The sequence below is a fragment of the Nocardiopsis sp. NPDC057823 genome, assembly GCF_042797335.1.
GTDB lineage: Bacteria > Actinomycetota > Actinomycetes > Streptosporangiales > Streptosporangiaceae > Nocardiopsis > Nocardiopsis changdeensis.
The window spans coordinates 77252-91077 of sequence record NZ_JBHVLR010000021.1 but is presented as its reverse complement, the minus strand read 5'-3'; the positions used below and the strand labels follow the sequence as shown (position 1 = coordinate 91077).

The window sequence follows — 13826 nt, the reverse complement described above, 5'->3', positions numbered from 1 at the left end:
CGCGCCGAGACCGCTCAAGACGCGGATCTCGTACGCCGATCACCTCGGCGCGACTCTTCCCGAAGAGACCAAGCCCCATGTCCGACGTAGGGGCCCACATCCGCGTGTGATCAGGCGCGTTTGTGTGATTTCTTCGCCGGGACCGCGATGGCCTTCCGTGTGGAGCCTTCCTCGAAACGCCGCCAACCGATGAGGAAGGTACACGTCACCTTGACGGACACTGCCGTAGAGCCTGCCTTCGACAGCCTCGGGCTTCCCCAGGACATCGTCGAAGAGCTGGCCAAGAACGGTGTGACCACCCCGTTCCCGATCCAGGCGGCCACGATCCCCGACGCCCTCGAGGGACTCGACGTCCTCGGCTGCGGCCGCACCGGCTCGGGCAAGACCCTGGCCTTCGGCCTGCCGGTCCTGGTCCGCGCCGCCGAGCGCCGGGCCGCCGCCAACCGCCCCCGGGCCCTGATCCTCGTGCCCACCCGCGAACTCGCCCACCAGGTCCGCGACGCGCTGCGCACCTACGCCCGCATCGTGGGCGCCCGCGTCGGCGACGTCGTGGGCGGCAGCTCCTACACCCGCCAGATCAACGAGCTGCGCCGCGGTGTCGACGTCCTGGTCGCCACCCCCGGCCGCCTCACCGACCTGATCGAGCAGGGCGCCTGCGACCTGGGCGACGTCGAGATCTCGGTGCTGGACGAGGCCGACCAGATGTGCGACATGGGCTTCATGCCGCAGGTCAGCGAGCTGCTCGACCAGGTCAAGCCCGAGGGCCAGACCCTGCTGTTCTCCGCCACGCTCGACGGCGACGTCGACAAGCTGGTGCGCAAGTACATGAACGACCCGCGCACCCACTCGGTGGACCCGCCGGTCTCCCAGGTCACCACCATGGAGCACCACCTGCTCAAGGTGCTGCCCCGCGACAAGAACAAGATCATCGCCCAGATCGCCGCGCGCGAGGGCCGCACCATCCTGTTCGTGCGCAGCAAGTACCGCGCCGACACGATCAGCGAGCAGCTGGCCGAGGCCGGCGTGCCCAGTGCCTCCCTGCACGGCGGCAAGACCCAGAGCGTGCGCACCCGCACCCTGGCCAAGTTCCGCGAGGGCCGCATCCAGGCCCTGGTCGCCACCGACGTCGCCGCGCGCGGCATCCACGTCGACGGCATCGACCTGGTCGTCAACGTCGACCTGCCCACCGGGCACAAGGACTACCTGCACCGCGGCGGCCGCACGGCCCGCGCCGGCTCCTCCGGCTCCGTGGTGTCCCTGGTGGCGCCCAACCAGCGCCGCATGGCCCGACGCCTGCTCAGCGACGCCGGCGTCGACGCCCAGCAACACCTGGTGAACCCCGGCGACGAGCTGCTCGCCGAGGTGACCGGAGCCCGCGAGCCCTCCTGGGAGCCGTGGATCGAGCCGCCGGAGCCGGTGCGCGAGCGCCGCGGCCGCGGCGGCCCGCGCGGCGGCGGTTACCGCGGGGGCTACCGCGGCGACCGGCGTGAGGGCGGCTACCGCGGCGGCGAGCGCCGTGAGGGCGGCTTCCGCGGTGACCGCGACGGTGGCTTCCGCGGCGGGGACCGCCGTGAGGGCGGCTACCGGGGCGACCGCGAGGGCGGTTTCCGCGGTGGCGACCGTGAAGGCGGCTTCCGTGGCGGCGAGCGCCGTGAGGGCGGCTACCGGGGCGACCGCGACGGTGGCTTCCGCGGCGGGGACCGCCGTGAGGGCGGCTTCCGCGGTGACCGCGAGGGCGGTTTCCGCGGCGGCGAGCGCCGCGAGGGCGGCTTCCGCGGGGGTGACCGCCGTGAGGGCGGCTACCGCGGCGGCGAGCGCCGGGGCGGCTACCGGGACGACTCCCGGGGCGGCCCGCGCGGCAACCGCCGCGGCGGCGAGCGCTTCGACTCCGCCCGCCAGTACTGAGCGAGCACCGACCCGGGCCCGGCAGGATCACCTGCCGGGCCCGGGCCCTTACCGGGGTGAGGACTCCTCTCGGACGCGGTGCCGATCAGTCCAGGGAACGGCCCCGGGTCTCCCGGGACGCCCACACCGCCGTCAGCGTGAGCGCGCCCATCGCCGCCACGTACAGCGAGATCGGCAGGCTCGACCCGAACGCGGCCAGCAGGGCCGTCGCGATCAGCGGGGCCACCCCGCCCGCCGCGATCGACGCCAGCTGGTAGCCCACCGACGCCCCCGAGTAGCGCGTCCGCGTGCTGAACAGCTCCGAGAAGAACGCCGCCTGCGGGCCGTACATGGCACCGTGCATCACCAGGCCCACCGTCGCGGCCAGCGTCACCGCCCAGAACGCGCCGGTGTCGATCAGCGGGAAGAACGCGAACGCCCACAGGCCGACCCCGGCCGCGCCGACCGCCGTCACCGGGCGGCGCCCCACCCGGTCCGACAGCGCGCCCCACAGCGGGATCGTCACCAGGTGGACCGCCGAGGCGATGAGCACCGCGTTCAGCACCAGGCCGTTGGGCATGTCCGCCTGCTGCGTCGCGTAGACCAGGATGAACGCGGTGACGACGTAGTAGGAGACGTTCTCGGCCATCCGCACGCCCATCGCGACGAGCGCCTCACGCCAGTGGTGGCGCAGTACGCCGACGATGGGCGCCCGCTCCCGCTCGCCCGACCCCTCGGCCCGGGCCCGCGCCTCCTGGAACACCCGGGACTCGGTCACCGCCAGGCGCACCCACAGGCCGATGAGGACCAGCACCCCGGACAGCAGGAACGGGATGCGCCAGCCCCAGTCCAGGAAGGCCTCGTCGGGCAGGGCCACGGCCAGGACCGCCAGCACCGCGGTGGCCAGCAGGTTGCCGCCGGGCGCGCCCGCCTGCGGCCAGGAGGCCCAGAAGCCCCGGTGCTCGGGCCTGCCGTGCTCGGCGACCAGCAGGACGGCCCCGCCCCACTCGCCGCCCAGGGCGAACCCCTGGACGACCCGCAGCAGGGTCAGCAGCAGCGGCGCGGCGACGCCGACGGCGGCGTAGGTCGGCAGCAGGCCGATCGCGAAGGTCGCGCCGCCCATCAGCAGCAGGCTCAGGACCAGGAGCTGTTTTCGGCCGATCCGGTCGCCGAAGTGGCCGAAGACCAGTCCGCCCAGCGGGCGGGCGATGAAGCCGACCGCGTAGGTGGTGAACGCCAGCATGGTGCCCACCAGCGGATCGGACTCGGGGAAGAAGACGTGGTTGAAGACGAGGGCGGCGGCCGACCCGTAGAGGAAGAAGTCGTACCACTCGATGGTGGTGCCGATCAGGCTGGCGGTCACCACGCGCATGAAGGGGGTGCGCTTCGCGGCGGCGGGGTCTGGGGTGGTCGTGCTCATGTTCCGAACGGTAGAGACGCCGATCGGCAGTGACCATGGTCACATGCGCCATATGTGACCGCCCCGGTATGGGTGATGGCCCCGTGCGGCGCTGACATTAAGGTCCTTTACCGCGGTTTCGCGTGTCCGCATCCCGTTCCGGCCGGGCCGCGGTGGACAGTGGCGGGCAGACCCCGGTGCCGTCAACGGGGCCACCCGGTCGCCGGAAGGGAAACGCGTGCCCGTCCTCAACACCTTTCTCGTCGCCGTCAACAACGTCTTCTGGTCCTACTTCCTCATCCCACTCCTCGTCCTGCTGGCCGTGTACTTCACGGTCCGGTCCGGTGTGGTGCAGCTGAGGCTGCTGCCGGAGATGTTCCGGGTCCTGCGCAGCAGCCCCGGCACGGCCCCCGACGGCGGCAGGGAGATCTCCTCCTTCCAGGCCTTCGCGATCTCGGCCGCCTCCCGGGTCGGCACCGGCAACATCGTGGGCGTGGCGACCGCGGTGATGCTCGGCGGTCCGGGCGCGGTCTTCTGGATGTGGGCGATGTCCTGCGTCCTGGGCGCGGCCGCGTTCGTGGAGTCGACCCTGGCCCAGCTGTACAAGGTGCGCACCCCCACGGGCTTCCGCGGCGGCCCCGCCTACTACATCCGCTACGGCCTGGAGAACCGGTGGATGAGCGTGCTGTTCGCGGTCGTCATCACCGTCACCTTCAGCCTGGTCTTCAACACGGTGCAGTCCAACAGCATCGCCGGGGCCGTCTCCACCTCCGTCGGCGACCTGGGCCTCCCCGCCGGCTGGTTCCTCGACGTCGTCGTCGGCCTGGGGCTGGTGGGCCTGACCGCGGCCGTCATCTTCGGCGGCGTGCGCCGCATCGCCACCGTCGCCCAGGCGCTGGTCCCGCTGATGGCGATCCTGTACATCCTGCTCGGCCTGGCCGTCGTGGCCCTCAACATCGAGGAGCTGCCCCGGGTGGTCGGCGACATCTTCGCCGGGGCGTTCGGGGTGCGCGAGTTCGTGGCGGGCGGTGCCGGGGCCGCGATCCTCCAGGGGATGCGCCGGGGCATGTTCTCCAACGAGGCCGGCCTGGGCTCGGCGCCCAACGCCGGCGCCACCGCGTCGGTCTCCCACCCCGCCAAGCAGGGCCTGGTGCAGACCCTGGGCGTGTACTTCGACACCTGGCTGGTGTGCTCGGTCACCGCGTTCATCATCCTGGTCTACGGGCCCGACTTCACCACGGAGACCGGGGCCGAGGTCACCCAGCGGGCGCTGGAGAGCACCCTGGGCGGCTGGTCCCTGCACGCCCTGACCGTGATCCTGTTCCTGCTGGCGTTCACGTCGGTGCTGGGCAACTACTACTACGGCGAGACCAACCTCGGGTTCCTGGACGCCGACCCCAAGCACATGGCGTACTTCCGCTACGCGGTGCTGGCGGCGGTCTTCCTGGGCGCCGTCGCCCCGCTCACCGTCGTGTGGAACCTCGCGGACATCGCGATGGGCGTCATGGCCACCGTCAACCTGCTGGCCCTGGCGCCGCTGTCGGCGGTCGCCTTCCGCCTGCTGGCCGACTACAGCCGCCAGCTGCGCAACGGGCTGGACCCGCAGTTCACGCTGTCCAAGATGCCCGACCTGCGCGGGGTCCAGTGCTGGGGCGAGCCCGGCGGGGCGCTGCCCGAGGACGTGGACCGCAGCCAAGGGCAGGCCCCGGCCGACCCGGCCGAGGCCCTGGCCGAGCACGACGAGACCCCGGAGGAGGGGCCCGAGGACGACGAGCGCCGGGGCGACTGAGGCCCGCGGACCGCGCGGCGGGGACACGGGGGGAGCGGACGGCGCTCCCCCCGTTGCCGTGCCGGACTCCTCCGGCGCGCGGGGGCGGGTGCGCGGTCCGGGCCGGTCGGTCCCGCTACGCCTGTGCCACGCTGTGGACGGTGCCCCCCGTTGCCGTGCCGGGGGCCCGGCACGCGGGGGCGGGTGTGCGGTCCGGGCCGGGCGGCCTCGCCATGCCCGTGCCACGGTGCGGAGGAGTCGTCCACAGGCCGTCCCGGACCGGTCCAGGACGAAAACGGTTTTCGGTACTATGCCCGAAGACCCACACGATCCATCACGGAGTGCCACCGTGTCCGAACGGACCACACCCCAGCACACCCACGGGGGCGAGCCCCCGCCCGGCGACCCGTTCGTCCCCGCACGGGACTCCGAGCTGCCACCCGACGACTGGGGGCGCCGCCGCGGCGGGCGCCGCACCGGGACGGTCTGGCTGTTCGCGGCGCTCATCACCGCGATGGCCGTCGGCCACGCCTGGTTCTCCGACCAGCTGACCGGGCCGGCGTTCCTGACCTGGGCGACCATCTTCACCGCCATCTGCTTCCAGGCGCTGCCCTTCCTGGTCTTCGGGGTCGCGCTGTCGGCGGCGCTCACCGCCTTCGTGCCGACCTCCGTCTACCAGCGGTTCATCCCGCGCAAGGCCGGCCACGCGGTCCCGGTGGCCGGGCTGTCCGGCGCGCTGCTGCCGGGCTGCGAGTGCGCGTCGGTGCCCATCGCCGGGAGCCTGATCCGGCGCGGGGTCGCCCCCGCCGCAGCGCTCACCTTCCTGCTGGCGGCGCCCGCCATCAACCCGGTCGTCATGATCGCCACCGCCGTGGCCTTCGCCGGGCAGCCGGAGATGGTGCTCGCCCGGTTCGTCGCCTCGCTGCTGGCCGCGGTCGTCATCGGCTGGATCTGGGTGCGCTTCGGCCGTACCGAGTGGCTGCGCCTGCCCTCGCGGCCGGTCGACCCGGGCGAGTCCAAGTGGCGGGTCTTCCGCGAGTCGATGGTGCACGACATGATGCACGCCGGCGGCTACCTCGTCGTCGGCGGGCTGGCCGCCGCCACCATCAACGTCATGGTCCCCCGCGAGTGGCTGCTGACCGTGGCGGGGATGCCGGTGGTCTCGGTGCTGGTGCTCGCGCTGCTGGCGATCCTGCTGTCGATCTGCTCCGAGGCCGACGCGTTCGTCGCGCTCAGCCTCACCGACTTCTCGCCCACCGCCAAGCTGGCGTTCATGGTGGTGGGCCCCATCGTGGACCTCAAGCTCATCGCCATGCAGGCCGGGATGTTCGGCTGGCGGTTCGTGGTGCGCTTCGTCCCCCTGTGCCTGATCGTCGCCCTGGCGGCCACCTTCCTGATCGGAGGCCTGATCCTGTGAACCGCATCGCGCAAGGGCTCACACTGGTGCTGCTGGGCACCTCGGCGCTCACCGCCACCGTGCCCACGGACATGTACCTCAACTGGGTCAAACCCGCCTTCCAGCCGTTCCTCATCGCCGCCGGCGCGGTCATGGCGGTGCTGGGCGTGTGGCTGGTCATCGCCGAGCTGCGCGGGGAGGCCGAGGAGCACGCGCACCACGCGCACCCCGGGGACGACGAGGCCGTCGCCGAGGCGTACGGGCACGGCGGCGGCCACGGCCACGACCACTCGCGCGCCCCGCACGTGGCCTGGCTGCTGCTGCTCCCGGTGCTCGCCGTGTTCGTGGTGGCCCCGCCGGCGCTGGGCTCCTACACCGTGCAGAGCACCGCCTCGGAGTCCTCAGCGCCACCGCCCCAGCGGGAGCGGTCGGGGCAGTTCGACGACGGCCTGGAGGAGGCCGCCGAGGGCGAGGTCGTCCCCCTGGAACTGCGCCAGTTCGTCATGCGCGCCTGGATCGACGAGGAGCGCGCGATGGCCGGGCGCACCGTCGAGCTCACCGGGTTCGCCGTCCCCGCCGAGGACGGCGAGGGATGGTACCTGGCCCGGCTCCAGATGGCCTGCTGTGCCGCCGACGCGGTGGTCAACAAGGTGCTGATCACCGACGGCCCCGTCCCGGAGGCGGACAGCTGGTGGACCGTCCGGGGCACCTGGGTGGAGCCCGAGGGGGAGCTGTACGACGTCAGCGAGCACCGGTTCGCGGTCACCGAACGGGAGGAGGTGACCGACCCGCCGGACCCCTACGAGTGATGCCGCGGGCCCCCGGGCGACCGGAACGCCCCGAATCGGGACACGGGTCACTGTCCGTGCACCCACTGCGCCACACCGGGCCCAATTCGGCGGTTCACGGCCACGGCGGGTGACAATGGGCGGGTGTCGGACAGGAGCGGTGGCCGCAGACGGATCTGGAACCGCGTGCGTCCCCGCTCGATCAGAGGACGGGTCACCGCGGGGGCCATGATCGCGCTCGTGGTCGTCGTCGCCATCGGCCTGACCGTCTCCATCCTCCTGCTGCGCGACCTCATCACCTCCCAGGCCCGGGACCGCGCCGCCATCTCCGCGCGCCACGTCGTCGAGGAGATCAGCACGGAGCGCTACCCGGGGCCCGTCCCGGCCCCCGAACCGGTCCTGCGGCTCCAGGTCGTCGACTGGCACTCCGGCGAGGTGCTCGCTGCCAGCGACGCCATGCGCGGCCTCCCCCCGCTCACCCACGACCACCCCAGCCGGGGCGACTTCCGGGTGGACACCACCACCTGCGTGGACCGGGACGACGGGGACTACACCGACTGCTACCTGGTGGTCGGGTACGCCGTCGCCGACTCCGCCTACGGCGACGTCATGGTGCTGGCGGCGTCCCGGACGCCCCCGGTCCTGGCCACGGGCACCCTGGAGGCGGTGCTGATCGGCACCTCGCTCGGGCTGCTCGCCGTCACCGCGCTGATCATCTGGGTCGGCGTGGGCCGCGCCCTGCGCCCGGTGGAGCTGATCAGCGACCAGATGGAGGCCATCTCCGTCACCGACCTGCACCGCAGGCTCCGGGTCCCGCGCACCGAGGACGAGATCGCGCACCTGGCCCGTACCGCCAACGCCAGCCTCGACCGGCTGGAGGAGGCCGTCACCCGCCAGCGCCGGTTCGTCTCCGACGCCTCCCACGAGCTGCGCAACCCCATCGCCGGGATGCGCGCCAAGCTGGAGGTGGAGCTGTCGGACCCCCGCCCCGACCCCCGGGAGCGCGAGCGGCTGCTGACCGACCTGCTCTCGGACACCGAGCGCCTGGAGAACATCGTCTCCGACCTGCTCGAACTCGCCCGCATGGGATCGGACCTGGCGGCCTCCCGCGAGCCCTTCGACCTCGCCGCCCTGGTGCGGAAGGAGTTCGGGGACCGCCAGGAGGTGGCCGACCTGCACGTCCGCGCCCCGGTCGAGGTCCCGGTGTGCATGGACCGGCTGCGGGTGACCCGGCTGCTGACCAACCTGGTCGCCAACGCCGAGCGCCACGCCCACGAGCGGATCGACATCGTCGTCGACCTCGACGAGGACGGATACGCGGTGGTGGAGGTGCACGACGACGGGTCCGGGGTCCCCGAGGCCGACCGCGAGCGGATCTTCGAGCGGTTCGCCCGGCTGCGCGAGTCGCGCGACCTGGACCCCGAGGGCAGCGGCCTGGGACTGGCCATCTCCCGGGAGATCGCCAAGGCCTACGGGGGCACCCTGGTGGCCGGTCGCAGCGACCTGCTCGGCGGTGCGCTGTTCACCCTGCGCGTTCCAGCGGAGAAGGGGGCGGAGACGGCATGAGCGACGGAGCGTCGACGGAGCCGAACGGCGGCAGGGGCGGACCGCGCGAGGGGAGGGGGCCGCGGGGGGAGGGGGCCGGACGGGAGGAGCACACGGCCAGGGAGGAGCCGCAGACGGCGGCGGAGGACCGTCCGGGACCCCCGGCCCGGCGCCCGGCCTACTTCCGGATCGGGTTCGTCGGGGCCCTGGGCGTGCTCGTCGCCTGGCTGATGGTGCAGGCACTGGTGGGCGTGCGCGGGGTGCTCGTCTACATCCTGGTGGCGCTCTTCCTCGCCGTCGGGCTCAATCCGATGATCGAGTTCCTGCACGTCCGCGCCCGCATGCCGCGGTGGGCGGCCATCGTCACCGTGTGCCTGGCCCTGGTGGCGTTCGCCGCCGTGTTCGTGTGGGCGATCGTCCCGCCGCTGAGCGCGCAGATCGCCGGCCTGGCCGCCGGGCTGCCCGCGATGATCGGCGACCTCCAGGAGAACCCCTTCTTCGCCGACCTGAACGAGCGCTACGACCTGCTGGACAAGCTGCAGGGGGCGGTCGTCGACCCCGACGTGGGGCGGCAGCTGTTCGGCGGCCTGGTCGGGGTGGGGCAGGTGGTCGTCGACTCCCTGGTGGCCTCGTTCACGATCTTCATCCTCACCCTGTTCTTCATGGCGTCGCTGCACGGCATCCTCGACGTCTGCTACCGGCTGGTGCCCCGCTCGCGGCGCGGCGGGGTGCGCGAGATCGGCGACGAGATCGTGCTGCGCATCGGCGCGTTCATCGCCGGCCAGCTGGTGGTGGCGGCGATCACCGGGCTGGTGGCGTTCCTGTTCCTGTGGGCGGTCGGGTCCGCCTACGCGCTGACCCTGGCACTGGTGGTGGGCGTGACGGCGCTCATCCCGCTGGTGGGCACCACCATCGGCGCGCTGGCGGCCTCGCTGGCCATGGTGGTGGTGGACCCCTGGCTGGGGCTGTTCACCCTGGCCTTCTTCCTCGTCTACCAGCAGATCGAGAGCTACGTGATCTCCCCCCGGGTCATGCGCCGGGCCGTGCACGTTTCGCCGACCGCCAACATCACCGCGGCCCTGGTCGGCGGCGCCATGATGGGCCTGGTGGGGGCGCTGCTGGCGATCCCGGTCGCCGCGTCGCTGACGATCATCCTCAACAAGGTGGTGTTCCCCCGGCTGGAGGAGGCCTGAGCGGCCCGGGCGCCGCGTAGGCTGCCCGGGTGGACGGACGAGGGGTGCGGGTGCGGGCGGTACTCGTGGTGGTGTGGGCGGCGGCGCTGGTCGCCGCCCTGGTCTACGGGCCCGAGCCAGAGCAGGTGCGCGCCTGGATCGAGGCGTCCGGACCGGCCGCACCCGTCGCCTACGTGGTGCTGTACACGGTGGCGGTCTTCGCGCTGGTGCCCCGGCCCGCGCTGAACCTCGCCGCGGGACTGCTCTTCGGGCTCGCGGCGGGGCTGCCGCTGGCCCTGGCCGGCGGGGTGGCCGCGGCGCTGGCGCAGTTCGCGGTCGCCCGGTACGTCGCCGGGGACGCCGTGGCCGGGCTGCTGCCCGCGGGCGCGCGTGCGCGGCTGGACGCCGTGGCCGGGGAGCACGCGCTCAAGGCCGTGCTCCAGCTGCGGCTGCTGCCGGTGGTCCCGTACCAGGTGGTCAACTACGGGTGCGGCCTCACCCGGATGCGGGTCGGGCCGTTCGCCCTGGGCACGCTGGTGGGCGGCGTCCCGGCGACCGCCGCGATGGTGCTGCTCGGGTCCGGGGGAGCGGACCTGGGGCTGCCCGCGGCGGTCGGCGGGATCGCGCTGGCGGCCCTGCTGGGGCTGCTGTGGTGGGTGCGCGCCCACCGCGGGCCGCGGGCGGGGGAGGCCTGACGGCCCGGCGGGCGCGGGGGAAGGGCACCGGGCCCCCTCCCGCGCCCGGCGCGCGGCGGGTCAGGAGCCCTCGCCGCCGAAGATCGCGACCTCGTCGGGAGTGGGCCGCTCCATGTCGAACGGGAGGATCTCCCCGCCGTCGCTGTCGGTGACCATCGGCTCCTGGAGGATCTCCGGGCTCTCGCCGGCGTTGTGCCGGACCACCATGACACCGCCGTAGCCGCTGTGGTCGGTCTCGGAGGCGGCGAAGGGCACCAGCCCCGGCCCGGTCCACTCGTGCGAGTTGAGGGTCTCGATCAGGGACGAGCGGGTCAGGTCGGGCCCGGTCTCCATGAGCACCTGGGCGAGCAGGACCGCCTGCACCATGCCGTAGACCGTGGTGTCGGTGAACGGGGTGTCGGCGTTGTACTCCTCGTGGATCTCCAGAAAGAACTCGGTCCACGGGTCGTCGCGCTGGGCCGCCATCGGCAGGAACGCGGTGATGATCAGCCCGTCCAGGAACGTCTCCGGCGGGACGTCCTCGGCGGGGGTGCCCTGGGCGTACTCCTCGATGAGGGAGGTCACGATCTCCACGTCACCGCCGAAACTGGGCGCGATCCACTGCGGGTCGTAGCCGATGGCGGTGGCCTCCAGGATCGCCAGGCCCAGGAAGGCCGGGATGCAGTGGCACACGACGACCTCCGCATCGCTCTCCTTCAGGGAGGCGATCTGGCCGGCGAGTTCGGGGGCCCCGGGGTCGTAGGACTCCCAGGCGACGATCTCGTCGGTGAGGTACTGCTCCAGCCCCGCCTGGGAGGAGGGGCCGACGTCGTCGTTCTGGTAGAGGAGGCCGACGTCGTCGCCGGGGAAGTTCTCGGCGATGTACCTCCCCTGGATCTTGGCCTCCCGGGAGTAGTCCACCTGGAAGCCGTAGCTGTAGGGGTAGACGTCCGGCTGGTCCCACGCCAGGGCGCCGGAGGAGACGAAGAGGTCGGGCACGCCGGCCTCGTTGATCTCGGCGATGACGGCCTCGTGGGTGGGCGTGCCCAGCCCGCCGAGCATCGCGAAGATCTCCTGGTCCTCGATCAGGGTGCGGGCGGCCTCGACGGTCTTGGACGGGTCGAAGGAGTCGTCCTGTACCTGGTACTCGATCCGGCGCCCGTGGATGCCGCCGTTGTCGTTGATGTAGTTGAACACGGCGCGGGCGCCGGTGGACACGTGCCGGAAACCGGGGGAGGCCGGTCCGGTGAGCGGTTGGTGCGTGCCGATGACGATCGCGTCGTCGGTGACCCCTCGGGTCTGGGCTGCGAGTTCCTCGGCCGCCTGGTCCGAGGACGCCCCCTCCGCGCAGGAGGTGGCGAGTACCGCGACGGCCAGTGCCGTGGCGATCGTTCTCAATGGTCGCATGGTGCTGTCCTGGACTTCGTTGTGCCTTCACGGAGCGGGTGTGAGTGGCCCAAGGGGGGAACGAGGCCGTTGCCGGGCCCGACAGGGATACCTACTGGCCGGTACGTTACCCGTGAGTAAACACCATACGCGTGTGTGAGACCACTGGTAACAGGTTCGAGATGTTGCGGATGGTGTTTGAGTGAACTCGTGATGTTGCCGCTGTCCACAGTCGGCCGTCCCGAACCGACGTGGACCCCCTGAGTTCCCCTGCGATCACCCCGTGCGTCGCGCGTGGCGCACCCGGGGCCGCGGCGCACCCGCGCCCACCGGTCCGCGCCGCCTGTCGGCCCTCCGCGACCGGCCGGCCCGGCGGGGGCCGCGCCGAGGGGCGGCCGGTCGCGCCCGGACCCGGGTGGTCCATCCGAACGGCTCGGGGGAGTGGGTCGTCACCGCCCTGGTCCTCGCGGCGGGGGCGGGACCGGGCCTGTGGGCGGTCGCCCCCTGGCTGCGGCGCCCGCGCGTCCGCCCCCGGGCGTCCTGACCCCCGTCAGCCCTGGGCCGGGCGCGCCCGGCCCAGGATCTCGCGGGCCAGCCGCGCGATGTCGTCGGAGGAGCCGCTGACCGCGCCGTCGCGCCGCCAGACCAGCAGGTGGCGCAGCTGTATGGGCTCGCCCTCCAGCCGGCGGACCACCACGTCCTCCCCGGTGTCGAAGTCCGACTGGCAGGGGGCGATCGCCCGGCGCCGGGCGACCAGGTCGCGGATCTCCGAGCGCTCGTAGAGCCGGTAGGGCACCTGCGGGGTGAACCCGGCGCGCTGGCAGGCCAGGTAGAAGCACTCCGGCCAGCCGGTGCCGTCCGGCGGGGTCAGCGCCCAGGGACAGTCCGCCAGGTCGCTCAGGGCCACCGTCGGCTTGTCCGCCAGCGGGTGGTCGGCCCACAGGGCCACGTGCAGCGGTTCCACCGCCAGCATCGCCCACGACAGCGGGCCGTCCGTGGACAGGTCCCGGTCCACGTAGTCGATGGTGGTGCCCAGGTCCAGGCGCCCGGCCCGGACCAGGTCGGTGACCAGCTTGGGGGAGTACTCGGTGCGCACGTGGGCGGGCACGTTCGGGAAGATCTCCGGCAGCCGCGCCGCCAGGTCGATCGCCAGCGGCCCCACCCCGCCCACGCGCAGCGTGGTGGGCGAGGCCCCCCGCGCGGTGATGTCGTGCAGCAGGTCGTCCATGGACAGCAGGACCGCGCGGGCGCGCACCAGCACGAACTCGCCCAGCTCCGTCGGGCGCACCCCCGAGCGGCCCCGGTGGAACAGCGCGCCGCCCACCTCGCGCTCGATCCGCTGGAGCTGGGTGGTCAGCGCGGGCTGGGAGGTGGAGAGCGCGGCGGCCGCCTTGGTGACGCTTCCGGTGTCGGCCAGGAGGCAGATGGTGCGCAGATGGCGGAGTTCGAGATCCATCAGGGCCTCCTGGGCCGGCCGTCGGACGGTGGTCGGGGTGCTGCTCCGGGCCGGTCGGGGGCGTGTGGGGCGTGTCCGCCGCGGGCGCGCGGGGACGCGCCCGCCGGACTCCTCCCGGGCGCCGTGCCGCGGTCTCCCGTTCCGCCCGCGCCGCCCATCGGCCACTGTCGACTGTACAACGCGTCCCGGCGGGGCTCCGGTGCGTGCCGGGCGCGGGCTGCGGACACGGGCGCGCCGGCGGTCCGGGGGCCGCCGTTCCGCCGCGGGTGTCTGCAAGGGGACATGGCGTGGAATCTAGGCGTTCCGGGCGCCGCTGTACAGATGCCCTCCGCGGGCGGCCGCGGCGGAACACCCCGTG

Annotated in this window: 11 protein-coding genes; 8 read left to right on the top strand and 3 right to left on the bottom strand. The window is 73.2% G+C overall.

All coding sequences use genetic code 11. The features are described from left to right. Window positions 1-189: 189 nt before the first annotated feature. Entirely contained in the window at window positions 190-1905 is a 1716-nt protein-coding gene (locus ACFVNO_RS26670) for a DEAD/DEAH box helicase (protein WP_378896591.1), read from the top strand. An 85-nt stretch (window positions 1906-1990) separates the two neighbouring features. On the opposite strand, the gene ACFVNO_RS26665 is transcribed toward ACFVNO_RS26670, so the two are convergent. Next, window positions 1991-3304, bottom strand: a complete 1314-nt coding sequence (locus ACFVNO_RS26665) for an MFS transporter (RefSeq protein WP_378896588.1) — start codon at window positions 3302-3304, stop codon at window positions 1991-1993. 217 nt (window positions 3305-3521) lie between these two features. Between ACFVNO_RS26665 and ACFVNO_RS26660 the strand changes: the two genes are divergently transcribed. The 6 genes from ACFVNO_RS26660 (at window position 3522) to ACFVNO_RS26635 (ending at window position 10647) form a co-directional block, all read left to right on the top strand. Then, entirely contained in the window at window positions 3522-5072 is a 1551-nt protein-coding gene (locus ACFVNO_RS26660) for an alanine/glycine:cation symporter family protein (protein ID WP_355265278.1), read from the top strand. A gap of 328 nt (window positions 5073-5400) precedes the next feature. Further along, the gene (locus tag ACFVNO_RS26655) at window positions 5401-6468 is read left to right on the top strand and encodes a permease (RefSeq protein ID WP_355265275.1); all 1068 of its coding nucleotides are present in this window, start codon (window positions 5401-5403) and stop codon (window positions 6466-6468) included. Beyond that, complete coding sequence (locus ACFVNO_RS26650; protein ID WP_355265273.1) at window positions 6465-7256, top strand: TIGR03943 family putative permease subunit; 792 nt, start codon at window positions 6465-6467, stop codon at window positions 7254-7256. The genes ACFVNO_RS26655 and ACFVNO_RS26650 overlap by 4 nt, the downstream gene beginning before the upstream one ends. A gap of 207 nt (window positions 7257-7463) precedes the next feature. Further along, window positions 7464-8801 (top strand): sensor histidine kinase, encoded by a 1338-nt coding sequence (locus tag ACFVNO_RS26645; protein ID WP_378896583.1) that lies wholly within the window; start codon window positions 7464-7466, stop codon window positions 8799-8801. Next, on the top strand, window positions 8798-9973 hold the full coding sequence (locus ACFVNO_RS26640; protein ID WP_378896580.1) for an AI-2E family transporter: 1176 nt from the start codon (window positions 8798-8800) through the stop codon (window positions 9971-9973). Before ACFVNO_RS26645 ends, ACFVNO_RS26640 begins: the two co-directional genes overlap by 4 nt. A 29-nt stretch (window positions 9974-10002) precedes the next feature. Beyond that, a complete protein-coding gene (locus ACFVNO_RS26635; protein ID WP_355265264.1) occupies window positions 10003-10647 on the top strand; it encodes a VTT domain-containing protein in 645 nt (214 codons plus the stop codon). A gap of 60 nt (window positions 10648-10707) precedes the next feature. Here the strand turns inward: ACFVNO_RS26635 and ACFVNO_RS26630 are convergent, their stop codons facing one another. Then, window positions 10708-12033 (bottom strand): ABC transporter substrate-binding protein, encoded by a 1326-nt coding sequence (locus tag ACFVNO_RS26630; protein ID WP_355265261.1) that lies wholly within the window; start codon window positions 12031-12033, stop codon window positions 10708-10710. 394 nt (window positions 12034-12427) lie between these two features. On the opposite strand from ACFVNO_RS26630, the gene ACFVNO_RS26625 reads away from it, so the two are divergent. Next, a complete protein-coding gene (locus tag ACFVNO_RS26625) occupies window positions 12428-12556 on the top strand; it encodes a hypothetical protein (protein WP_355265258.1) in 129 nt (42 codons plus the stop codon). Window positions 12557-12562: 6 nt separating this feature from the next. Here the strand turns inward: ACFVNO_RS26625 and ACFVNO_RS26620 are convergent, their stop codons facing one another. Further along, window positions 12563-13468 (bottom strand): LysR family transcriptional regulator, encoded by a 906-nt coding sequence (locus ACFVNO_RS26620; protein WP_355265255.1) that lies wholly within the window; start codon window positions 13466-13468, stop codon window positions 12563-12565. Between the last annotated feature and the right edge of the window lie 358 nt (window positions 13469-13826).